The sequence below is a fragment of the Rothia sp. HMSC075F09 genome, assembly GCF_001810515.1.
GTDB lineage: Bacteria > Actinomycetota > Actinomycetes > Actinomycetales > Micrococcaceae > Rothia.
Genome location: NZ_KV801785.1, coordinates 1 through 20,170, shown reverse-complemented (window position 1 = coordinate 20,170; position 20,170 = coordinate 1). Strand labels below are relative to the sequence as shown.

Sequence of the window (20,170 nt, the reverse complement as noted above, 5' to 3'; positions counted from 1 at the left end):
CCCCCCGCCGATGCACACGCATCGGCGGGCGAACTATCATTAAGCGTGAAATACACGCGGAGGTCAGCTCACCACATGAGCCGAATCTCCCACACTACGTAAAGGGGAACACGTGCTGCCTCAACGGCACCGTATGCGCACCAGCGCAGAATTCTCCCACGCCTTCCGTTCCGGCATCCGTACAGGACGTCGGAACATCGTTGTATCTACGGCGAAAAATCCTGGAAAAACAACCCAGGTAGGTTTCATTGTGTCGAAGGCGGTGGGCAACGCAGTCACACGCAATCTGGTCAAGCGCCGGTTGCGTGAACTTGCCGCGCTCACCTGCGCCGCGCATCCGGAAGGCTACGCCATTGCTGTGCGAGCGCTTCCCGCCTCCGCGAGCGCCAGCTGGGATCAGTTGCGCCGCGACTACGAATCGGCACTCGAGACCGCGTTCGCTAAGTTCGACCTGCCTCAGAGCAAGGAGAAGCCGTGAGTCGTTCCCAGCGTGACCGCTGTGAAGAACGCTTCCACGCGCATCACAGCGGCACCTATAGCGCATCTGCCGAGACTCTGGGCCCCGACGAGCTGCTGGCACTAGCACCTAACGAATTCGTAAGGCCTGAAACTTTCCTGCAGGCTCTCTACGTTTTACCGCAGAACCTGCTGATCGTGTGCATGAAGGCCTACCGCAAGGTCGTCTCCCCCCTCTACGGGGATGTGTGCCGCTACTACCCGACCTGCTCAGCCTACGCTCTGGAGGCGCTAACCACCCACGGTGCGATGGGCGGGCTTTCCCTGACGGTGCGCCGTATTCTGCGGTGTGTTCCCTGGGCGACCGGAGGTATCGACCCAGTCCCGGAGGGGAAGCGTACTTTCGCTCCCGGAGCAGAACCGAAAATTATTCTGCTCAACCACCCCCATCTTTACACCCCTCACACCGGTGGTGACGCCCGCCCTGAGTAGGCGGCGCCTCCCACACAATGACTTAGCCGAGTCCTTAAGGAGTATTCCCGCGTGAATATTTTTGATTTGATTCTTTGGCCGTTTAAATGGATCGTCTCCGTGGTCCTGTGGCTGTTCCACACTCTTTTCACTTCGCTGGGTATGGACCCGGCGTCCGGCCTGACTTGGGTTCTGTGCATTATCTTCCTGACCCTGGTGATGCGTACCCTGACCATCCCGCTGTTCGTCAAGCAGATTAAGGCGATGCGCGGTATGACCGCAATGCAGGGCGATATGGCGAAGCTGCAGGAGAAGTACAAGGGTAAGAAGGACCAGCTCTCCCGCCAGGCCATGGCCCAGGAACAGATGGAAATGTACCGTAAGCACGGTACGAACCCCTTCGCCTCCTGCCTGCCGATTCTGGCTCAGATGCCGATCTTCTTCGGTCTGTACCAGGTGCTGATGAGCGTGCCCACCGCAGCGCAGAATAACCAGGGCGTGCTCATGCTGCCGGCTGAGCTAGTGCATCAGTTCAACGACTCCCAGATTTTCGGTGCTCAGCTCTTCGCGACCATGATGCACCCGGGGGCTGGCGACGCCACCGCGACCGTTGTTCAGGCGGTCATCATGATTGTTCTGATGAGCGCCACCCAGTTCTACATCCAGAAGCAGCTGAGCGTGAAGAACATGTCGGAGGCTGCTCTGAACTCCCCGATGTTCCGTCAGCAGCAGATGATTATGTACATCTTCCCGATCATCTTCGCTGTTTCCGGTATCAACTTCCCCCTTGGTGTGCTGTACTACTGGACCGTCTCGAACCTCTGGTCGCTGGGTCAGCAGTGGTGGGTTATCCGCAACAACCCGACCCCCGGTTCCCAGGCCGAGCGTGAGCTGAACGCCCGCCGTGCGGCGAAGGGCCTGCCCCCGGTGGGTAAGACCCGCGAGCAGCACGAGAAGGACCTGCAGGAGGCGCGTGAGCGTGCCGCAGCCGGTCAGCGCCAGCAGCCGGTGAGTAAGAAGCGCCAGAAGCAGCAGCGCAATAAGCAGAACGGAAAGAAGTAGTTTTCTTCCGTGATTCGGGCCGGGTTCTCGCCACGTGTGGCGCGGGCCCGGCGCCGTGTATGAGATACTTTTTACCCCTAGGACACCCCTCCGAACACCCCGAGGATTATTGTGACTGAAGCTATGGAATATGAGGACGAGCAGCTCGTTGAGGAGCAGCTGGTAGAGGAGCCCTTTGAGGGCGAAGAAGACGATTTTGAGGACATCGACGAGGAAGGCGATATCGCCGCTGACTACCTCGAAGAACTCCTCGATATTGTCGATATGGACGGCGACATTGATATTGAGGTGCGCAATAACCGCATCTACCTGTCGGTCGTTAATGACGATGACGACAATGAGGAACTGCGCCACCTGGTTGGCCGCCACGGTGAGGTTCTGGAGGCTCTGCAGGAGCTGGTGCGCCTCTCCGTCCTGGCTGGTAATGGTACCCGTTCCCGCCTGATTCTGGATGTTGCCGGCTACCGTGCTGAGCGTCGTGAGCAGCTGGAGAAGATTGCCGCTGATGCGATTGAGAAGGTGCGCACTACCGGTCGCGATGAGCACATGAAGCCGCTGAGCCCGTACGAGCGTAAGGTCGTGCACGATGTGGTGGCTGCTGCTGGCTTGTACAGCGAGTCTGAGGGCGAGGGCCCCCGCCGTCACGTGGTGATTTCTCTTCCCGAGGTAGGAGCCTAGTATGGAGACTTTGATGGTTACTCTCAACGAGAGTGAGCGCGCCGCAGCGGAGGCTGTGTTCGGTGAGCGTCTGCCTTTAGCGGAGCGCTACGTGCAGCACCTGGCGACGACCGGTATTGAGCGCGGTCTGATTGGCCCGCGTGAGGTGCCGCGCCTGTGGGCTCGCCACGTGCTGAACTGCGCCGTGGTGCAGGAATACATCGCGCCGAATGCGTCGGTTGCCGATGTCGGTTCGGGTGCCGGTCTGCCCGGCCTGTGCCTGGCGATTGCCCGCCCGGATTTGAAGCTGACTCTGATTGAGCCTCTGGAACGCCGTGTCATCTGGCTGAATGAGGTTGTCGAGGATCTGGGCCTGGAGAACGTGACCGTGCTGCGCTCGCGTGCTGAGCAGGCTGTGGGCGCTGTGGAGGCCGATGTGGTGACTGCGCGTGCTGTGTCCGCTCTGGTGGGCCTGCTGGACATTACTCTGCCGATTCTGCGCGGCACCGGTGAGCTGCTGGCTCTGAAGGGTCGTAGCGCCGCGGAGGAGATTACTAAAGCGAAGAAGAAGCTGAACCGTTACGGTGCGCGTGAGACCGAGATTCTCACCGCCGGCGGCGATCTGCTGGAAGAGCCGACGACGGTGGTTCGAGTTCGCCTCTAAAGGTTTCGTCCTGAATGGGCGGTACCGCAATGAGCTAGTGAATAGGCTGGCTTACGCGGTACCGCCCATTTTTTGTGTGCAGGTTTGCCGGGGTGCGTTGAGTGTTCGCATCCGCAGAGTACATAGAATGACCTCTCGCGTGGAGTATTGACCTGATGCCGGGTACCCTTAAGAGAGGGTGAAACCTTAGACTCTTCTACATCAAAGCCTGCTGGTTCACTAGGGGGTCCCGAGTCCTTCACGAACCACTCAGGCACCACCAATGTTTCACGTGAAACACTGCAGGCTTCATCACCTCACGGAGTATGTTTCACGTGAAACATGCTGAGATGAGCGAACGGTGGGGGAGTGGAGGGTAAATCCTCCTCGCGTACACATGCCGCAGAGTATTGCCACACGCGAGGCATCAAAAGAAGCATCACCGTAGACACACCACCCGGAATATGGAAGGCACCCGATGACTCCTCAAGCTCAGAAATCTGTTGCAGATTTGCTCCCCAAGCCTGTGCATACGCGTGTCTTCACCGTGTCGAACCAGAAGGGCGGCGTGGGTAAAACCAGTACCGCCGTGAACCTCGCAGCTGCGCTCGCGGAGGCGGGGCTCAACGTCCTGGTGATTGATAACGACCCGCAGGGTAACGCCTCGACCGCACTGGGCATCGAACACGGCGTAGATGTTCCCAGTGTCTACAACGTTCTGATTGAGGATAAGCCGCTTTCTGAAATTGTTCAGGAATGTCCCGATATGCCCGGCCTGTTCTGTGCCCCCGCCAATATCGACCTCGCGGGCGCGGAGATCGAGCTGGTCTCCCTGGTGGCACGCGAGACTCGCCTCAAAAACGCCCTGATGGACTACACCGAATGGCGCGAGAAGCAGGGCATGGAGCGCCTGGACTATGTCTTCATCGATTGCCCGCCGAGCCTCGGTCTGCTGACCGTCAACGCCTTCGTCGCGGCAGAAGAGATTCTGATTCCGATTCAGTGCGAGTACTACGCTCTGGAAGGCCTGAGCCAGCTGCTGAAGAATATTCAGATGATTCAGAAGCACCTGAACTCTAAGCTGCGCATCAGCACGATCCTGCTGACCATGTACGATGCCCGCACCAACCTGGCGTTCCAGGTGGCTGAGGAGGTGCGCGAGCACTTCCCGGAGGAGACTCTGAGCGTGAAGATTCCTCGCTCGGTTCGTATCTCTGAGGCCCCCAGCTATCAGCAGACCGTCATTACCTACGATTCTTCGTCGACTGGTGCTCGCGCCTACCGCGAAGCGGCGCAGGAACTCTCGCGCCGATCCGCATAATCTAAATCTTTTGAAATGAGCCCTTTTGAATTGTCTATCGATGATTCAAAAGGGCTCATTGCGTGCGGTATTTTCTGGGTGAAACACGAGAAAACAGCCTTAGAGAATTAATTATCGGGAATAATTTGGATTATGTGCTGTGCAGTTTTCACTCCTGCTTTCGGGTGCTTATTTCGTTTACACTAGATGAAGAAGAAAAAATGAGCGGGCTCGTCCGGGAGTCCTAAGGAGTAACGATGGCTGAAAAGCGACGCGGCTTGGGTCGTGGCCTGGGGGCGCTGATTCCTCAGAGTACGAAGAATTCTGGTAATGCTGAGGCGAAGGCAGTCGAAAAGACTGCTGCAGTAAAGACTGCACCCAAGAAGGTGTCTACTCCGATTGAAGAGCCGATGACTGACGGTCTCTTTGAAATGGCTCACGAGGCTAAGCCGGAGAAGCAGCGCAAGAGCGCTAAAGCTGAGTCTGTAGAAGCTAAGCCTGCTGAAGCTGCACCCGCTCAGGAAAAGCCTGTTGAAGCTCAGAAGGTAGAGGAGAAGGTCGAAGCTTCCACCCCCTCGCAGGATGTTTCACGTGAAACATCGAAGAAGAAATCCCGCGTGGACATGGGTGCGGCACTGCGCAATACCACCCTGACTCGCCGCCCGGTGGACTTCTTCTTTGGTGAAGATGTCTCCACCCCGCAGTCCGCTTCCGAAGAGCAGGGTGGCCTGGTTCCGGTTCCCGGCGCCCAGTTTGCTGAGCTGAACGTTCGCGATATCCACCCGAACCGCAAGCAGCCCCGAACCGACTTTGATGAGCAGGACATGGAAGAGCTCATCCACTCGGTACGTGAGATTGGCGTTCTGCAGCCGATCGTCGTGCGTCCCTCGCGCGAAAACGGCGCCGAAAAGTATGAACTGGTCATGGGTGAGCGCCGCTGGCGTGCAACCCAGGCGGCTGGCCTGAGCACCATCCCGGCGATTGTTCGTGAGACCGAAGATGGCGATCTTCTCCGTGATGCCCTGCTGGAGAACCTGCACCGCAGTCAGCTGAACCCCATTGAAGAGGCGGCGGCGTACCAGCAGCTCATGGAGGAGTTCGATACTACTCAGGAGCAGTTGGCTAAGCGCATTGGTCGTTCTCGCCCCCAGATTTCGAATACGATTCGTCTGCTGAAGTTGCCGGCTCTGGTGCAGCGTCGCGTTGCGGCGGGTATTCTCTCCGCTGGTCACGCTCGTGCCCTGCTGGCTCTGACGGACCAGGCTCAGATTGAGACTCTCGCACAGAAGATTGTGAATGAGGGCCTGTCGGTTCGTGCGACCGAGGAGTTGGTGAACCACGCATCCGGCGCTGCGGAGGTGAAGGAGCGCAAGACTCCTCAGCCTCAGAAGCACCGTGAGCGCCTGGATTATATTGCGGAGGCTTTTGCTGACAAGCTCGATACTTCGGTGAAGATTTCGCTGGGTGCTCGCAAGGGTAAGATGACCATCGAATTTGCGAATGTTGAGGATCTGAACCGTATCATCCGCGTTTTGGATTCTGATTTCTCGGGCTAAATTTTCGCGTAAAACAATATTTAGCAACTGAAATCAGTTGTATATACAAAAAACCCTCGGTGATGTTTCACATGAAACATCACCGAGGGTTTTTCTTTAGCTTCTCGAAAGATTAGCCCAGGTGCTCGGAGAACTCAGCCAGCAGAGCGGGCTTCGTCTTAGCGCCTACGGTCTTCTTGACGACCTCGCCACCCTTGAAAAGGTAGATGGCGGGAATAGAGGTAATGCCGTACTTCATAGCGGTATCGCCATTCGCCTCAACATCCACCTTGACCACGTCGACCTGACCGGCGTACTCGCCAGCGATCTCGTCAATCACGGGGCCAACCATGCGGCAGGGGCCGCACCATTCAGCCCAGAAGTCCACGATAACGGGCTTGTCGTTCTTCAGAACCAGTTCGTCAAAAGTGGCATCAGTTGCCTGCTGTGCACTGCTCATGGAGTGCTCCTTTCTGACACGGGGTGGATTCCCCAGCGAGTAATACGAATAGTTTAGAGGTTTTCGAGGTAGTGCTGCGCGTCCAGAGCGGCAACAGCACCGGAACCGGCAGCAATAATTGCCTGGCGGTAGGTCGGGTCAATCACGTCACCGGCAGCAAAAACGCCGGGAACGGAAGTCTTCGAAGAACGACCCTGAACCGCGATGGTGTGGTTCTCGGTAATCTCCAGCTGGTCACGTACCAGTTCCACGCGAGGATCGGAGCCAATAGCGATGAACAGACCCTGAACAGCCAGCTGGCGCTCAGAACCGTCCTTGGTGTTGGTCAGGGTGATCGACTCGAGGTTGCTCTCGCCGTGAACGGCGGTGACAGCCGAGTCCCAGACAACCTCAATCTTCGGGTTGTTGAACACGCGGGTCTGCATGATTTCCGAAGCACGGAAAGAGTCGCGGCGGTGCACCAGGTACACCTTGGATGCGAAGGTCGTCAGGAACAGCGCCTCCTCCAGCGCGGAGTCGCCGCCGCCGACCACTGCGATTTCCTTGTCCTTGAAGAAGAAGCCATCGCAGGTTGCGCACCAGGAGACGCCGTAACCGGAGAGTCGGTCTTCGCCCTCGATGTTGAGCTTACGGACCTGAGAACCGGTGGTCATGATGACGGTCTTCGCCAGGTGAACGGCGCCGTCTGCGGTGTAGACCTTCTTCACGTCGCCGGTGAGTTCGACCTTTTCTACGTCCTGGTAGCGGATGTCCGTACCGAAACGCTCAGCCTGCTGGCCGATGTTCTCCATCAGCTCGGGGCCCTGGATGCCCTGAATGAAGCCGGGGAAGTTCTCCACCTCGGTGGTGTTCATGAGGGCGCCGCCGGGTGCCAGGGAGCTTGCGAAGAGGACGGGCTTCAGCTCGGCGCGTGCCGCGTAGATTGCCGCGGTGTAGCCGGCGGGGCCGGAGCCCACAATAATGACGTTGTGGACGGTTGCGTCGGCCTTAACCTCGGCTGCCGGTGCGGCTTTGGTGGCGGGCGCGGATGCGAGGTTCAGATTGCCCAGGGCGGAGCCTCCGAAGAGGCCTCCCAGATTCTCAGTCATCAGATATATCTTTCCGTTGTAGGTCTTTCGTTCTGCCCCTATAACAGGGCTTTATCCTCGATTATTCCATTTTTGGGGGACCCTTATCCAGATACTCCGCGCACTGTGAATCTTTGAGTAGCCACCCTGCCATAAAGAGTCATAAATAGACATCAAAAAGGGCGGGGCTTCCGAACTGTTGAGTTCAGAAGCCCCGCCCTTGTGTCTGGGGCGTGAGCGCACTGTCGGCGTCGCGTTATGGGTTGATTAGTCCACCTTGATTTCGTTGATGCGCAGACCGTAATTCCACGTTCCAATCGGCAGGGAGAGGCGGGGCAGCTCGTTGACCACGATGATCACGTAGGCACCCTTTTCTGCGCTCTGCTTGGAGGTGTCCAGGGTGACGACTGCATCCTTGCCTTCGAAGGTGCCCTTGCCGACCTCAACCGCACCGTCCAGGGATGCAGAGCTGTTGGTGTAGACGGTGAAGGAGCCGCCGGTGCCGGTGTTCTGCTGGATGGTCAGCTTGGAGACGACGGTGGGGGTCTGCAACTTCAGTGCCAGGCCGAATTCCTTGATGGTGCCGGCGTAGTTGGCGGTGCCGAAGCCGTAGCTGATCCATGCGGTGTTGGCGTTACCGTCGGTCAGGTTCGGGATGAGGGTGTCCATGTCGTTCATGAACGTGGGGTTCGAGGGCACGAAGCGAGCCACGGACGCGATCTTCGCCGGTGCGTTCGATGCCTTAGCGGTCGGGGATGCCGATGCGCTGGCGTTTGCCGCAGCCGATTCGGAGGCGGACATAGAGGACTTGGGGGTGTGCGGTGCGGCTGCCTGGTTGGAGCCGATTGCGCCCAGGGAGGTGAGGATACCGCCTGCGACGATGACGAGCAGCAGGACTGCTGCCAGGGCGACGGCCCAGGTGCCGCGGCTGCCGTCTTCTTCGTCTTCGTCATCCTCGTAGATGCTGGTGGGTTCGGAGTACGCGGTGACGGCTGCGCTGTCGGATGCGTTCCAGTTCTTGGCAGCGGTGATGCTCTCCTGGTTGGCGCTGGAAGCAGAGACCTTCTCGTAGGTGTTGGGGGAGCTGCCGCTTTCGGAGTCGCCGAAGATTTCGGTGCCCAGCGCGTCTTCTGCGTTGGAGAGTGCGTGGTTTTCGACCAGCAGGGTGTCCAGCAGGGTGTCGGGGCGGGTGTGGGAGGTGACGAGGTAGCGGCTACCTTCGGGGGTGATGCCCAGGTCGAGAATCTGGATGTTGCCGCGTGCGTTGGTTGCGAGCGCGCGGGAGTTTGCTTCCAGCAGTGCGCTGCGGCTGGGCGATGCGACGACGACCGAGACCTTACGGTTGAGAATCTGGTCGGTGCCTTCAAGCACCATGTCGGATTCTGCCGTAATGATGATGTGTGCGGTGATCTCGTAGCGGCCTCCGAGGACCGATCCGACCGGAATCTGTTGCGACAACGTGTTCTCCCGAGGTGGTTTCATAGTGCCTGCCGTGTGGCGGGCCCTGACTATTAGATTCTACCCGGCATTGAAGGATGCTGGGGCTGAGTGATAGTTTGTGGCGTCCGGGTGGTTGCCTGTGTCCTCTGCGGGCCCCGGCGTGGGGTGAGGTGGGTGCACGGGCAGCTACCCGGGTTGGGCGTTGTGTGCTGCTTTAGCGGCGGGCAAAACGCTCAAGTTTGGAGGTGAGGGGCGCCAGTAGTGCGTTGGCTTCCTTGACGCGGAAGATCTGTATGCCGGCGAGGTATGCCAGGCCCATGACGGTGCCGCATACGGCGAGGGTGATGATTGCGGTGAGCTTGGAGGCCCAGGCGAATCCGTCGAGCTGGTAGCCGCCGAGCAGCCAGAGCGCGATGGCTGCGATTCCGCCGGCGAAGAGGGACGCGAGGGTGGTGCGGGCGTAGGTGCTGACGATGCCGCGCTGGCCGTAGTAGCCGAGGCGGCGGCGGACCATGTGGTGGCTGATGAACAGGATCAGGATGTTGTGCACCGGGTAGATGAAGGCGAGCATATACACGGTGTACTGTGCGTCGAGCAGGGACGCTGCGAAGCTCATGATGACCATGATGATGGCGGAGTACACCTGGATGCGGAAGGGGGTGCGTGCGTCTTCGCGGGCGTAGAGCACGCGGCTGTAGAGGTAGTTGATGGTGAGGGTGGGGGTGCCGAGCGCGGTGATGACGATGAGCTTGGCGATGATGGTTGCTGCGATGGGGTCGCCGCCGCTGAAGAGCACGGCGACGGGGCCTGCGAGTACCATGAGTGCGACCATGCAGAAGACGGTGGCTACTGCTGCGTTGCGTAGGCCGTGGGAGAGTGCGTAGATGACGCTGTCGCTGTCGTCGGCGATGGCGGAGGCGCTCATGCGGTTGAAGAGCACGGTGGCGATGGAGATGCCGATGACGCCGTGTGGGAGCATGTACAGCATGGAGGCGTAGTTGAGTGCCTGCAGGCCGGGGATTTGGATGCCGAGGGCGGCGTAGTGTTCGCGCTGACCGACGATGCCTGCGGCGACCTTGGTCATGTAGAGGAATGCGAGGTTGGAGATGATGCCGGAGGCGAGGGTCCAGGCGGCGAGCTTGGAAGCTGCGCGCAGGCCGATGCCTCGCCACGCGAAGTCGGGCTTGAGGCGCAGGCCGAGCTTGCGTAGGGGGATGAACAGGACGAGCGCCTGCATGATGACGCCGAAGGTGGAGGAGCCTGCGAGCACGAGGGTCTGTGCGTTGGTCCAGTTGTCTACGGTGTGAATCGGGTTGGGGTTGGGGGTTTGTGCGCCGAAGAGGAAGATGAACAGGATCAGCGACAGGATGGTGATGACGTTGTTGAGTACGGGCGACCACATGTAGGCGCCGAATGCGTCTTTGGCGTTGAGGACCTGTCCGATGACGGTGTAGAGGCCGTAGAAGAAGATTTGGGGTAGGCACCAGAGGGAGAAGATGAAGCCGAGCTGCCGTTGTTCGGGGCTCCATCCTGAGCCCATAATGCTGATGATGGGCCAGGCGCAGGCGACAGTGATAATGGTGATGAGGCCGATTGCGGTGACGGTGAGGGTGACGAGTTTGGAGATATATCGTGCGCCGCCGTCTTGTGCTTTGGCCGCCTTGATGATTTGGGGTACGAGGACTGCGTTGAACACGCCGCCTGCTACTAGGACGTAGATGAGGTTGGGTAGGGTGTTGGCGGTTTCGAAGACGTCGCCGACGGTTGAGAGTGAGCCGATGGCTACGGTGAGCAGGATGGTCTTGACGAATCCGAGGATGCGCGAGACGAGGGTGCCTGCTGCCATGATTGCGCTTGAGCGGGCGTCGTTACGTGCCACGTATGTCTCTCCTGTTTCGGCGGGTGATTGCTTCTTTTAGTTTTTGGGGCTCTATTTAACGGGTGTTTAGAGCTGGGTGGTGATGTATTCGCGCGCGCTGCGGGCGATGTGTTGCTCGTTGGCGAATGAGAGGCGGGTGGGGAGCTCTTCGAGGGGGACCCATGCGACGTCGATTGCTTCGTGGTCGGGGTCGTTGTCGATGCTCAGTTCGCCGCCGGTTGCTGCGAAGAGGTAGTGGTGCACGGTTTTGTGGATGCGCGTGCCGTTGGAGGTGAACCAGTAGGCGATGGTGCCGAGGGAGGCTACGGGGTAGCCGGTGATTCCGGTTTCTTCGCTGATTTCGCGTTGTGCGGCTTCGACGGTGGTTTCTCCGTGTTCGATGTGGCCTTTGGGTAGGCACCATTCGCGTTGTCCGTTGCGGTTGATGCGGGCGATGATGGCTACGGGTAGCTGTTCGGGTCGGTCGAAGTCGATGATGAGCCCGCCTGCGGAGACTTCTTCGGGGGCGGGTACCGCTCGCGCGGGCGCGGTGAAGCGCGTTTTGGGGGCGCGGGGTACGGGAATGCTCATGGTTCTACCTTAACCGATAGGCTGAGGTTTTGGTGCCTCGGTTTGGGGTGAGATAGCTGTCTTTGGTGGGGTGTTGTGGGTGTGGGGTGGGCGTGTGGGTGGTTTTTCTGGCACGATTAAAGGATTATGTCGCTGATTATTGATGTTGTGTCGAAGTACCCGGATGCCGCCGAGCTGGGAGAACTGTACCGTGCGGCGGGTTTTGAGCTGTACTTGGTGGGCGGTATTGTCCGCGACAATCTGCTGGATGATGGCGGCCATTTCACTGATTTTGATTTGACGACGGATGCTACTCCGGAGCAGAGCGAGCAGATTCTGCGTGGGTGGGGTGAGCATACGTGGGATATCGGCAAGGAGTACGGCACGATTAGTGCGCGGAAGAATGGCGTGGTGTATGAGGTGACCACGTACCGTGCTGAGGTGTATGTTTCGGATTCGCGTAAGCCGACGGTGGAGTTCGGCACGGATTTGAGCGCCGATTTGGTGCGTCGTGATTTCACGATTAATGCGATGGCGGCGGCTTTGCCCAGTGGTGAGGTTGTTGACTTGTTTGGTGGCGTTGAGGATTTGCGTGCGGGTGTTTTGCGTACTCCGCGCTCGCCGGAGGAGTCTTTTTCTGAGGATCCGCTGCGTATGATGCGTGCGGCTCGTTTTGCTGCGCGTTTTAATCTTGAGGTTGCCCCGGAGGTTTTCGAGGCGATGCGTGAGATGGCTGGCCGTATTGAGATTATTTCGGCTGAGCGTGTGCGTGATGAGCTGGTGAAGCTGATTGAGGCGGATTATCCGCGGGTGGGTTTGAACCTGCTGGTGGATACGGGTTTGGCGGATTATGTGTTGCCGGAGCTTCCTGCGTTGCGTATGGAGATGGATCCTGCGCATCACCATAAGGATGTGTATGCGCATTCGTTGAAGGTGATGGAGCAGGCGATGGAGAAGGAGACGGACGAGGATGGCCCGTGCCCGGCTCCTGATTTTATTCTGCGTTTTGCGGCGTTGATGCACGATATTGGTAAGCCGAAGACTCGTAAGTTTGAGAAGGACGGCTCCGTCTCGTTCCTGCACCATGAGGTGGTGGGCGCGAAGATGGTGAAGAAGCGTATGCGTGCGCTGCGTTTTGATAATGACACGATTAAGGCTGTGGCTCGTCTGGTGGAGCTGCATATGCGGTTCTATGGTTACCGTGAGTCGGGTTGGACTGATTCTGCGGTGCGCCGCTATGTGCGTGATGCGGGCGATCAGCTGGAGCGTCTGCATCGTGTGTCGCGTTCTGATGTGACGACTCGTAATCGTCGTCTGTCGCGCTCGCTGGCTGAGGCGTATGACGATTTGGAGCGTCGTATTGCTGAGTTGGCTGCTCAGGAGGAGCTGGATTCGATCCGTCCGGATCTGGATGGCGGTCAGATTATGCAGATTCTTGGTATTGCGCCGGGCCCGGTGGTGGGTGAGGCGTATAAGTTCTTGTTGAATTTGCGTCTGGATGAGGGTTCGCTTCCTGAGGAGGAGGCGAAGGCTCGTCTGGTGCAGTGGTGGGAGCAGCGTCAGAAAGCGTAGCTTCTGCGGTTTTCGGTACCGCATCGCATGGTTGAGGTCACGCGGTGCGGTACTGTTCTATCTGCTTTTTCTCGTGTATTGTTAAGAAATCTATGCGTGTTCCCCACCCGGTGTGCTTCACGTGTAGAGCACAATGAATCTCCTGCTATGGAAATCCCATAGCCGTTTAGCCCAAAGGAGGGGTTTAATCATGCGTGCATATGAACTGATGGTTATCCTCAGCCCCGAGGTTGAGGACCGTGCGGTTGAGCCGTCGCTGTCCAAGTTCCTCGAGATCGTGACCAACGAGGGTGGTTCCGTCGACAACGTCGATATCTGGGGCCGTCGTCGCCTGGCATACGAGATCCAGAAGAAGTCTGAGGGTATCTACGCAGTGGTGAACTTCACCTCTACCCCCGAGACCGCAGCTGAGCTCGATCGTGTTCTGAACCTGAACGAGTCCGTCATGCGTACCAAGATCATCCGCCCGGAGGATCAGAAGATCTCCAGCAAGTAGTTGTTTCTTGCCGGTCGGCTGACCCCCTAAAAATGTCAGGGGGTTGCGCTGTACTGGATTCAACATACTTGTAACTCTTATCGAGGAGGCATCAAATGGCAGGCGATACCGTTATTACCGTTATTGGTAATCTGACTGGCGATCCGGAGCTTCGTTACACCCCTGCGGGTGCGGCGGTTGCTAATTTCACGATCGCATCGACTCCGCGTACTTTTAACCGCCAGACGAACCAGTGGGAGGATGGGGAGACCCTGTTCCTGCGTGCGTCGGTGTGGCGTGGTTACGCTGAGAATGTTGCAGAGACTCTGAAGAAGGGTACTCAGGTTATCGCGCAGGGCCGTCTGAAGTCTCGCTCGTACGAGACCAAGGAAGGCGAGCGTCGTACTTCGTTTGAGCTTGAGGTCGAGGAGATCGGCCCGACTCTGCGTTTTGCTACTGCTCAGGTGACTCGCGCACAGCGTTCTGCCGGAGGTAATAACTTCGGTGGCGGTGCGCAGGGTGGCTTTGGCGGTGGCGCTGGGTACAACGCTGCTGCTCAGGGCGGTTTCTCCGCTCCTCAGCAGAACAATTTTGCTGCTGCTCAGGGTAATGGTTACTCTGGCCAGTCTGGCTACTCCGCTCCGGCTGCTCCGGCGGCCCCCGCAGCTCCTGCTGCTGATCCGTGGAGTTCTCAGTCTGGTGGTAACTATGACTGGGGTAGCGGCGCCGACGACGAACCTCCGTTCTAAGCCGGTTTCGTTTTCCGAATAGTAATTTATCAATCCATCCCGCGGTTATCCGCCGCGGGCTCCCAACTCTAAGGAGCACCACGATGGCTAAGGCTGAAATCCGTAAGCCCAAACCCAAGCAGAACCCCCTCAAGGCTGCTGACGTCACCGTTATCGACTACAAGGACGTCGCACTTCTGCGCAAGTTCATCTCCGACCGCGGCAAGATCCGCGCTCGCCGCGTGACTGGCGTGACCGTTCAGGAGCAGCGCAAGATCGCTCAGGCTATTAAGAACGCCCGCGAAGTTGCACTGCTGCCCTACTCCGGCGCTGGCCGCTAAAGAGAAGGAGAGACAGTAACATGGCTAAGATCATTCTGACTCAGGAAGTTTCCGGCCTCGGTGCAGCTGGCGATGTTGTCACCGTTAAGGACGGTTACGCACGTAACTACCTGCTGCCCCGCGGCTTCGCCGTGACCTGGACCCAGGGTGGCGAGAAGCAGGTTGAGTCCATCCGTGCCGCTCGTGCGGCTCGTGCTAAGGCTTCTCTGGAAGAGGCTCAGGCAATTGCTGCGGCCCTGGCTGCTAAGCCGGTTGTCGTTGCACACAAGGCTGGCGCTGACGGCCGCCTGTTCGGTACCGTCAAGGCTGAGGCTATTGCTGAGGCTATTGAGGCTGCTGGCATTGGCTCCGTTGACAAGCGCACCATCCACCTGGGTTCCGCTATCAAGCGCACCGGTGAGTACAAGGTGACTGTCCGCCTGCACCCTGACGTTGTTGCTAACGTTGTCCTGGACGTCGTTGCTGCTGCGTAAGTAGGTTTTTAGATATTTGACGCTGGTGCTTTGATGCTGCGGCGTTGAGTGTCGGACGGGGTGTCCCTCTTCGTGAGGGGCACCCCGTTTGTTGTACCCATAGCTGTGCCCGCTCCGGTGCATGTTTCACGTGAAACATTGTTTTTGAGAGGTTGAGAATAGGGGTAGGGTAGTAGAAGGATTGGTGGCTAGAGCGGTTGCGGCTGCGAAGTACGCCAATTGACCCCGTAGACTGGTAGACATGGCTCGATCTTTTTCACGTTTGTCTTCTAGCGCGCAGCTTCTGTCCACGGGTGTGGTGTTGGAGTGCATCAATTTGCTGCTGTGCGCTCTAGCGGTTATCCCATTTGCGGACGCGAATGTCGCTACTGCTCTTCTGCTTCTTTTGCTGGTGGTTGGCGGCCTTGCGTCCAGTGTTGCGCTGGTGTGCGCGCTGGTGGGTCTGGTGAAGTTCCGTCAGTACCGCGTGGCTAATATTTGCTTGGCGGTTATTTCTGTAGCGGTTAACCCGTTGGTGCTGCTGGGTCTGTATATGGCGGCTTATTAGCCCGGTTTAGAGTCCGCGAACTGCACAATATCAAAGCTCTCAGGGTTCTGTTGGTTTTCTCCCAGCTTGTTTCCAGCGAAATTCAATCCTCCCATAAGGTTGGGGGTGTTTACTATAAGTGTTGGTTCGAGAGGACTGCGATGTGAATGTGTGTGTTTCGTGTAGCGGGGTCGCCCGCTAGCGAAAGAAGGATGGCAAGGCAAAAGCGCCTTGCCTTTCTTCTTTTAACGCGACGTGTAGTTTCCGCGTGAAATCCGGGGTGCTGCACCTCGATTTTGAAGAAAAATCTATTCCCAGCTTTCTTACAGCTTTAACCTACAGGGAATAAAGGTTTACGCGTAATACTTTATATAGATGGTTCGAGAGGACCATCAGAAAGTTGGACTTTCCTTGCGGAAGTGGCTCTGATTTTCGTATGTATGTGTGTGTGATGAGACTGGGGTTGGACCGAGAGGTTCAGCTCCAGTTTCTGTTTAATCTCTAGGGTGTGTGGCAAGGATGGCTGTAGTGGTGTTGCGGCATGCTGTAACAAAGGGCAACCACACTTCTATATAACGTCACATTTCCTTTCTTGGGGTGGCGGGTCTAGAATTGGGAAAGATAAATTTTGCATATTAAATACAAGTATTGAGGAGTTGTCTTCCGTGTCTAAGACCCCTTCCGTTCCCGGTACCGACCGCCCCGCCGAAAAGGCAGCAGGTCACTGGCTGCTGGCTCAGCTGGGCAAGAAGGTTCTGCGCCCCGGCGGCCGCGAGACCACCAACTGGCTGCTGGCTCGTGCTCTGGGCGGCGACATTGACGTCGTGGAGTTTGCGCCGGGCCTGGGTATTACCGCCCTGGAGATTGTGAAGCGTTCCCCCAAGAGCTATACCGGTGTGGACCTTGATCCCAAGGCTGCTGAAATCGTAACCGAGCGTATTGGTGCATCGACTAAGCCGAACTACCGTGTGGTGAACGCTAGCGCACAGGAGACCGGTCTGCCCTCGGAAAGCTATGACGCCGTGGTGGGCGAGGCGATGCTGACCATGCAGACCGATAAGCACAAGCTGGAGATTATGCGTGAGGCGGCTCGTCTGCTGCGTCCGGGCGGCTACTACGCTATTCACGAGATGTCGCTGGTTCCCGATTATCTGCGCCCCGAGCTGAAGGAAGAGATTCAGAAGGATTTGGCGCGCACTATCCGCGTGAATGCCCGCCCGCTGACCGTTGCCGAGTGGACTGCCCTGGCGGAAGAGGCTGGCTTTGAGGTGCTGGATGTGTACCAGACCGATATGGCTCTGCTGGAGCCGAAGCGTCTGCTGGCTGATGAGGGTCCCGCCGGCGTTGCGAAGATTGCGTTCAACCTGGCGCGTAAGCCGCAGATTCGTGAGCGTGTGCTGGGTATGCGCGGTGTGTTCCGCCGTCACGCCGACCATATTGGCGCTATCGGTCTGATTCTGCGTAAGAAGTAAGACAGAATCACACCGCAAAGCTTATACAGCGAAACGGAGCCTTAGTATTCCTCGTTATACGGGGGAATACTGGGGCTCCGTTTTACACTGAGGTGTATGAGCCGCGGTGTATGAGCCGCAGAATCGGCTCAGTCACGTGTGCGCCTGCCGGAGATTGTTATGAGCCGTATTCTTTTCTCTCCCGAAAGCTTCAATATGGGTGAAACCACGCGCTGCATTGAGATAGCGCGTGTGGCTCGGGAGCAAGGTCATACGGTCTTGTTCCACGTGTACTCCCCTAAGTACATAGGACTGCTGGAAAGCGCCGGGCTTCCTGTGCACCTTAGCGAGCCAATCATGAGCGATGCTGAGGTGGAGCAGATTATGGCGCTGGATCAGGGCAGGGGAGTGCGGCATCCTTTCACAACCGATATGGTGCGTCGGCGGGTCACCGCTGAGCTCGCGGCTATTCGTGACTTTAATGCGGATGCGGTGGTGATTGGTTCTAACCTGACGATGCTACTGTCTGCGCGTATTGCGGGTATCCCTATTTTCTATGCGCGCCCGTACGCTTATTCGTCGACGTATTTTTCGAAGAAGCCTGTAGGCGGCGAGCTTGCGGCACCGGGGTGGTTGCGAGCGGTGGCGCGAGTGTTTTCGTATAAGCCGGTTTCTTTTATGCGTGTGGCACGTGAGTATGGGCTTAGGCTTCCTCGCCGTACCGTGGATATGCTCAGCGCCGACGTGAATCTTATCTGTTCTCTGTTTACGCAGCTGCGCGGGGATTCTTTGATAGAACCTGATGTTGGTGTGGGTCCTATTTATTACCGTGCGCCCGGTGAGCTGCCGCAGATTGTTCACGAGCCTAGAGATCGGCCCCTGATTTACGTGGGAATGGGATCATCCGGCTCTGCAGATATTTTGGCGCAGGTGCTGCGGCAGCTGTCAGCGGCTCCTGTGGATGTGCTGGTCGGCGGCGGGGTGCAGCTCTCGGATACCAGCATGCTGGGCAACAACATCCATTTCGCCGGGACTGTTCCGGCGCATCTGCTCGCCGGCCATATTGACGCCTCGATGACCCACGGCGGTGAGGGGACGGTACAGACGGCGTGCCTGGCGGGTGTGCCCTTTGCCGGTATTGCGATGCAGGCTGAGCAGAGCTGGAATATTGAGGAGTGCGTGCGCTACGGTAACGCCCTGCGCTTTACGAAGAATGATGTGCGCCGCGGCAATATGCGCGATATTCTGGACCGTCTGCTGGCTGATGAGGGCATGCGCGCCAGGGCGCGGCAGCTGGGTGAGGCGATGCGCACTATGGATGGCGCGGCGCTCGCCGTTGAGAAGATTGAGGACTATCTGCGCGCTGCCCGTTAGGTGTGTATGGGTTTCGCGTGTGCCTTCGTGAGAAACTAGCATAGGAGTTCTGCAGAAATTGTTTCTGGAACGTCGTAGATATCGGATTGAAACGCGAGGATAAGCATGTCTGAAACTGCCATTGATTATGGTTCCCGCACTATGCCTCATGATGATGTGGCTGAGCAGTCGGTGCTCGGTGGTATGCTGCTGTCGAAGGACGCTATTGCGGATGTGGTTGAGAGCCTGCGTGCGTCTGATTTCTATAAGCCGGCGCACGAGACGATTTATGAGGCGATTCTTTCTCTTTATGGTCACGGCAGCCCTGCGGATGCGATTACGGTTGCTGATGAGCTGAAGAAGCGCGGCGAGCTGACTCGTGTGGGCGGCGCGTCCTATATTCATACGCTGATTGCGTCGGTTCCGACTGCTGCTAACGCTCAGTATTACGCTGAGATTGTTAAGGAGCACGCGATTATGCGCCGCCTGATTGAGGCGGGTACGAAGATTGCTCAGCTGGGTTACGCCAATGAGACTGAGGTCGATACTTTGGTCGATCAGGCGCAGGCTGAGATTTATGCGGTGACTGATGGTAACGCGAAGGAAGATTATGTATCTTTCTCTGATGCGTTGGAGGAGACCATCAATGAGATTGATGCGAACTCGAACCGCCCCGATGGCGTGTACGGTGTGCCGACTGACTTTATTGAGTTTGATGAGCTGACCGGTGGTCTGCACGGTGGCCAGATGATTGTTATTGCGGCTCGTCCGGGTGTGGGTAAGTCGACTTTGGCTCTTGATATTGCTCGTTCTGCGTCTATTCATCATCAGATGACGACTGTGTTTTTCTCACTGGAGATGAGTCGTACTGAGTTGGCGATGCGTATTCTCTCTGCGGAGGGCAAGATTTCGATGGGTCGTCTGAAGAAGGGCGACCTGGATACTGAGGGTTGGACGAACTTGGCGACTCTGCAGGGTCGTATTGATTCTGCGCCTCTCTTTATTGATGATTCGCCGAATATGACTCTGATGGAGATTCGCGCGAAGTGTCGTCGCCTCAAGCAACGTAATGATTTGAAGCTTGTGGTGCTGGACTACCTGCAGCTGATGAGTTCGGGTAAGAAGGTTGAGTCGCGTCAGCAGGAGGTTTCGGAGTTCTCTCGTAGCCTGAAGCTGTTGGCTAAGGAGCTGGATGTTCCGGTGATTGCGCTGTCTCAGTTGAACCGTGGTTCGGAGCAGCGTACTGATAAGCGTCCGATGGTTTCGGATCTGCGTGAGTCGGGTTCTATTGAGCAGGATGCGGATATGGTGATTCTGCTGCATCGTGAGGATATGTATAACCCGGATAGTGAGCGCGTGGGTGAGGCGGACATGATTATTGCTAAGCACCGTGGTGGTCCGACTCGTACTATCCCGTTGGCGTTTAGCGGTAAGTATTCGCGCTTCAACAATATGGCGAATGAGGCGCCTCCCCAGTACTAATCAGCTCAGCACTCTGTAGCTGCACCCCTCTTCTTCTATTCATTACAGGATGGAAGGGGAGGGGCTTTTTCGCATCTATAGGTATGGGTACCCAAATGCAGAGTTAGGAATCGTGCAGGGTTAGGAATCAAGCGCAGGGTATGGGAATAGGGGCTGCGGAGGGGGTTCTAGAGGGCATTCTGTGAGGGTTTGAGTGGTTTCTTCTGCGTTTATAAGGTTTTTTGGAAGTTTTTTAAAGATTTTTTAGCAC

At 57.5% G+C, this 20,170-nt stretch carries 21 protein-coding genes; 16 read left to right on the top strand and 5 right to left on the bottom strand.

Features of this window, described 5'->3' with window-relative positions; all coding sequences use genetic code 11:
• Window positions 1–112: 112 nt before the first annotated feature.
• From rnpA to HMPREF2749_RS04180, 7 genes are all read left to right on the top strand, one after another.
• Window positions 113–478, top strand: a complete 366-nt coding sequence (gene rnpA, locus HMPREF2749_RS04210) for a ribonuclease P protein component (RefSeq protein WP_049357545.1) — start codon at window positions 113–115, stop codon at window positions 476–478.
• Window positions 475–948, top strand: coding sequence for a membrane protein insertion efficiency factor YidD (gene yidD, locus HMPREF2749_RS04205; protein ID WP_070593514.1), 474 nt, complete (start codon window positions 475–477; stop codon window positions 946–948). The genes rnpA and yidD overlap by 4 nt, the downstream gene beginning before the upstream one ends.
• 51 nt (window positions 949–999) lie before the next feature.
• Window positions 1,000–1,989 carry a membrane protein insertase YidC gene (gene yidC / locus HMPREF2749_RS04200; protein WP_012904383.1) on the top strand — a complete coding sequence of 330 codons (990 nt, stop codon included), beginning with the start codon at window positions 1,000–1,002 and terminating at the stop codon, window positions 1,987–1,989.
• Window positions 1,990–2,100: 111 nt separating this feature from the next.
• Window positions 2,101–2,667, top strand: a complete 567-nt coding sequence (locus HMPREF2749_RS04195; protein ID WP_049362093.1) for a Jag family protein — start codon at window positions 2,101–2,103, stop codon at window positions 2,665–2,667.
• 1 nt (window position 2,668) lies between these two features.
• The gene (gene rsmG, locus HMPREF2749_RS04190; protein ID WP_080976690.1) at window positions 2,669–3,310 is read left to right on the top strand and encodes a 16S rRNA (guanine(527)-N(7))-methyltransferase RsmG; all 642 of its coding nucleotides are present in this window, start codon (window positions 2,669–2,671) and stop codon (window positions 3,308–3,310) included.
• 457 nt (window positions 3,311–3,767) lie between these two features.
• Window positions 3,768–4,610 carry a ParA family protein gene (locus tag HMPREF2749_RS04185; protein WP_049349949.1) on the top strand — a complete coding sequence of 281 codons (843 nt, stop codon included), beginning with the start codon at window positions 3,768–3,770 and terminating at the stop codon, window positions 4,608–4,610.
• 236 nt (window positions 4,611–4,846) lie between these two features.
• Window positions 4,847–6,145 (top strand): ParB/RepB/Spo0J family partition protein, encoded by a 1,299-nt coding sequence (locus HMPREF2749_RS04180; protein ID WP_049349948.1) that lies wholly within the window; start codon window positions 4,847–4,849, stop codon window positions 6,143–6,145.
• Between the two features lie 112 nt (window positions 6,146–6,257).
• Here the strand turns inward: HMPREF2749_RS04180 and trxA are convergent, their stop codons facing one another.
• From trxA to HMPREF2749_RS04155, 5 genes are all read right to left on the bottom strand, one after another.
• Complete coding sequence (gene trxA / locus HMPREF2749_RS04175; protein ID WP_005504074.1) at window positions 6,258–6,584, bottom strand: thioredoxin; 327 nt, start codon at window positions 6,582–6,584, stop codon at window positions 6,258–6,260.
• A 53-nt stretch (window positions 6,585–6,637) separates the two neighbouring features.
• Window positions 6,638–7,672, bottom strand: a complete 1,035-nt coding sequence (trxB, locus tag HMPREF2749_RS04170) for a thioredoxin-disulfide reductase (RefSeq protein ID WP_049349947.1) — start codon at window positions 7,670–7,672, stop codon at window positions 6,638–6,640.
• A gap of 246 nt (window positions 7,673–7,918) precedes the next feature.
• Window positions 7,919–9,109 carry a serine/threonine protein kinase gene (locus tag HMPREF2749_RS04165; protein WP_246822855.1) on the bottom strand — a complete coding sequence of 397 codons (1,191 nt, stop codon included), beginning with the start codon at window positions 9,107–9,109 and terminating at the stop codon, window positions 7,919–7,921.
• A gap of 196 nt (window positions 9,110–9,305) precedes the next feature.
• Window positions 9,306–10,970, bottom strand: coding sequence for a murein biosynthesis integral membrane protein MurJ (murJ, locus tag HMPREF2749_RS04160; protein ID WP_070593512.1), 1,665 nt, complete (start codon window positions 10,968–10,970; stop codon window positions 9,306–9,308).
• 66 nt (window positions 10,971–11,036) lie between these two features.
• Window positions 11,037–11,540, bottom strand: coding sequence for an NUDIX hydrolase (locus tag HMPREF2749_RS04155; protein WP_005504058.1), 504 nt, complete (start codon window positions 11,538–11,540; stop codon window positions 11,037–11,039).
• 126 nt (window positions 11,541–11,666) lie between these two features.
• Between HMPREF2749_RS04155 and HMPREF2749_RS04150 the strand changes: the two genes are divergently transcribed.
• The 9 genes from HMPREF2749_RS04150 to dnaB all read left to right on the top strand — a co-directional run bounded on the left by HMPREF2749_RS04150 (window position 11,667) and on the right by dnaB (window position 19,920).
• Window positions 11,667–13,091, top strand: a complete 1,425-nt coding sequence (locus HMPREF2749_RS04150; RefSeq protein ID WP_070593511.1) for a CCA tRNA nucleotidyltransferase — start codon at window positions 11,667–11,669, stop codon at window positions 13,089–13,091.
• A gap of 190 nt (window positions 13,092–13,281) precedes the next feature.
• Entirely contained in the window at window positions 13,282–13,587 is a 306-nt protein-coding gene (rpsF, locus tag HMPREF2749_RS04145; RefSeq protein WP_005504056.1) for a 30S ribosomal protein S6, read from the top strand.
• A gap of 95 nt (window positions 13,588–13,682) precedes the next feature.
• Window positions 13,683–14,315, top strand: a complete 633-nt coding sequence (locus HMPREF2749_RS04140; RefSeq protein WP_005504055.1) for a single-stranded DNA-binding protein — start codon at window positions 13,683–13,685, stop codon at window positions 14,313–14,315.
• An 83-nt stretch (window positions 14,316–14,398) separates the two neighbouring features.
• Window positions 14,399–14,635: a 30S ribosomal protein S18 gene (gene rpsR, locus HMPREF2749_RS04135; protein WP_004005948.1), complete on the top strand. Its 237-nt coding sequence runs from the start codon at window positions 14,399–14,401 to the stop codon at window positions 14,633–14,635.
• 20 nt (window positions 14,636–14,655) lie between these two features.
• The gene (gene rplI / locus HMPREF2749_RS04130) at window positions 14,656–15,108 is read left to right on the top strand and encodes a 50S ribosomal protein L9 (RefSeq protein ID WP_049341934.1); all 453 of its coding nucleotides are present in this window, start codon (window positions 14,656–14,658) and stop codon (window positions 15,106–15,108) included.
• Between the two features lie 241 nt (window positions 15,109–15,349).
• The gene (locus HMPREF2749_RS04125) at window positions 15,350–15,655 is read left to right on the top strand and encodes a hypothetical protein (RefSeq protein WP_005504046.1); all 306 of its coding nucleotides are present in this window, start codon (window positions 15,350–15,352) and stop codon (window positions 15,653–15,655) included.
• A 644-nt stretch (window positions 15,656–16,299) separates the two neighbouring features.
• Window positions 16,300–17,106: a class I SAM-dependent methyltransferase gene (locus HMPREF2749_RS04120; protein ID WP_049326735.1), complete on the top strand. Its 807-nt coding sequence runs from the start codon at window positions 16,300–16,302 to the stop codon at window positions 17,104–17,106.
• A 336-nt stretch (window positions 17,107–17,442) separates the two neighbouring features.
• Window positions 17,443–18,459: a glycosyltransferase gene (locus tag HMPREF2749_RS04115; protein WP_246823498.1), complete on the top strand. Its 1,017-nt coding sequence runs from the start codon at window positions 17,443–17,445 to the stop codon at window positions 18,457–18,459.
• Window positions 18,460–18,564: 105 nt separating this feature from the next.
• Entirely contained in the window at window positions 18,565–19,920 is a 1,356-nt protein-coding gene (gene dnaB / locus HMPREF2749_RS04110; protein WP_070593509.1) for a replicative DNA helicase, read from the top strand.
• Window positions 19,921–20,170 lie beyond the last annotated feature (250 nt).

Bases quoted from the DNA above. Each gene is read 5' to 3' on its own strand.
- HMPREF2749_RS04140 (WP_005504055.1), top strand. From the start codon at position 13,683: ATGGCAGGCGATACCGTTATTACCGTTATTGGTAATCTGACTGGCGAT.
- HMPREF2749_RS04180 (WP_049349948.1), top strand. From the start codon at position 4,847: ATGGCTGAAAAGCGACGCGGCTTGGGTCGTGGCCTGGGGGCGCTGATT.
- HMPREF2749_RS04115 (WP_246823498.1), top strand. From the start codon at position 17,443: ATGAGCGATGCTGAGGTGGAGCAGATTATGGCGCTGGATCAGGGCAGG.
- HMPREF2749_RS04150 (WP_070593511.1), top strand. From the start codon at position 11,667: ATGTCGCTGATTATTGATGTTGTGTCGAAGTACCCGGATGCCGCCGAG.
- HMPREF2749_RS04185 (WP_049349949.1), top strand. From the start codon at position 3,768: ATGACTCCTCAAGCTCAGAAATCTGTTGCAGATTTGCTCCCCAAGCCT.
- dnaB (WP_070593509.1), top strand. From the start codon at position 18,565: ATGTCTGAAACTGCCATTGATTATGGTTCCCGCACTATGCCTCATGAT.
- rpsR (WP_004005948.1), top strand. From the start codon at position 14,399: ATGGCTAAGGCTGAAATCCGTAAGCCCAAACCCAAGCAGAACCCCCTC.
- rpsF (WP_005504056.1), top strand. From the start codon at position 13,282: ATGCGTGCATATGAACTGATGGTTATCCTCAGCCCCGAGGTTGAGGAC.
- trxA (WP_005504074.1), bottom strand. From the start codon at position 6,584: ATGAGCAGTGCACAGCAGGCAACTGATGCCACTTTTGACGAACTGGTT.
- HMPREF2749_RS04125 (WP_005504046.1), top strand. From the start codon at position 15,350: ATGGCTCGATCTTTTTCACGTTTGTCTTCTAGCGCGCAGCTTCTGTCC.
- rsmG (WP_080976690.1), top strand. From the start codon at position 2,669: ATGGAGACTTTGATGGTTACTCTCAACGAGAGTGAGCGCGCCGCAGCG.
- rplI (WP_049341934.1), top strand. From the start codon at position 14,656: ATGGCTAAGATCATTCTGACTCAGGAAGTTTCCGGCCTCGGTGCAGCT.
- HMPREF2749_RS04155 (WP_005504058.1), bottom strand. From the start codon at position 11,540: ATGAGCATTCCCGTACCCCGCGCCCCCAAAACGCGCTTCACCGCGCCC.
- trxB (WP_049349947.1), bottom strand. From the start codon at position 7,672: ATGACTGAGAATCTGGGAGGCCTCTTCGGAGGCTCCGCCCTGGGCAAT.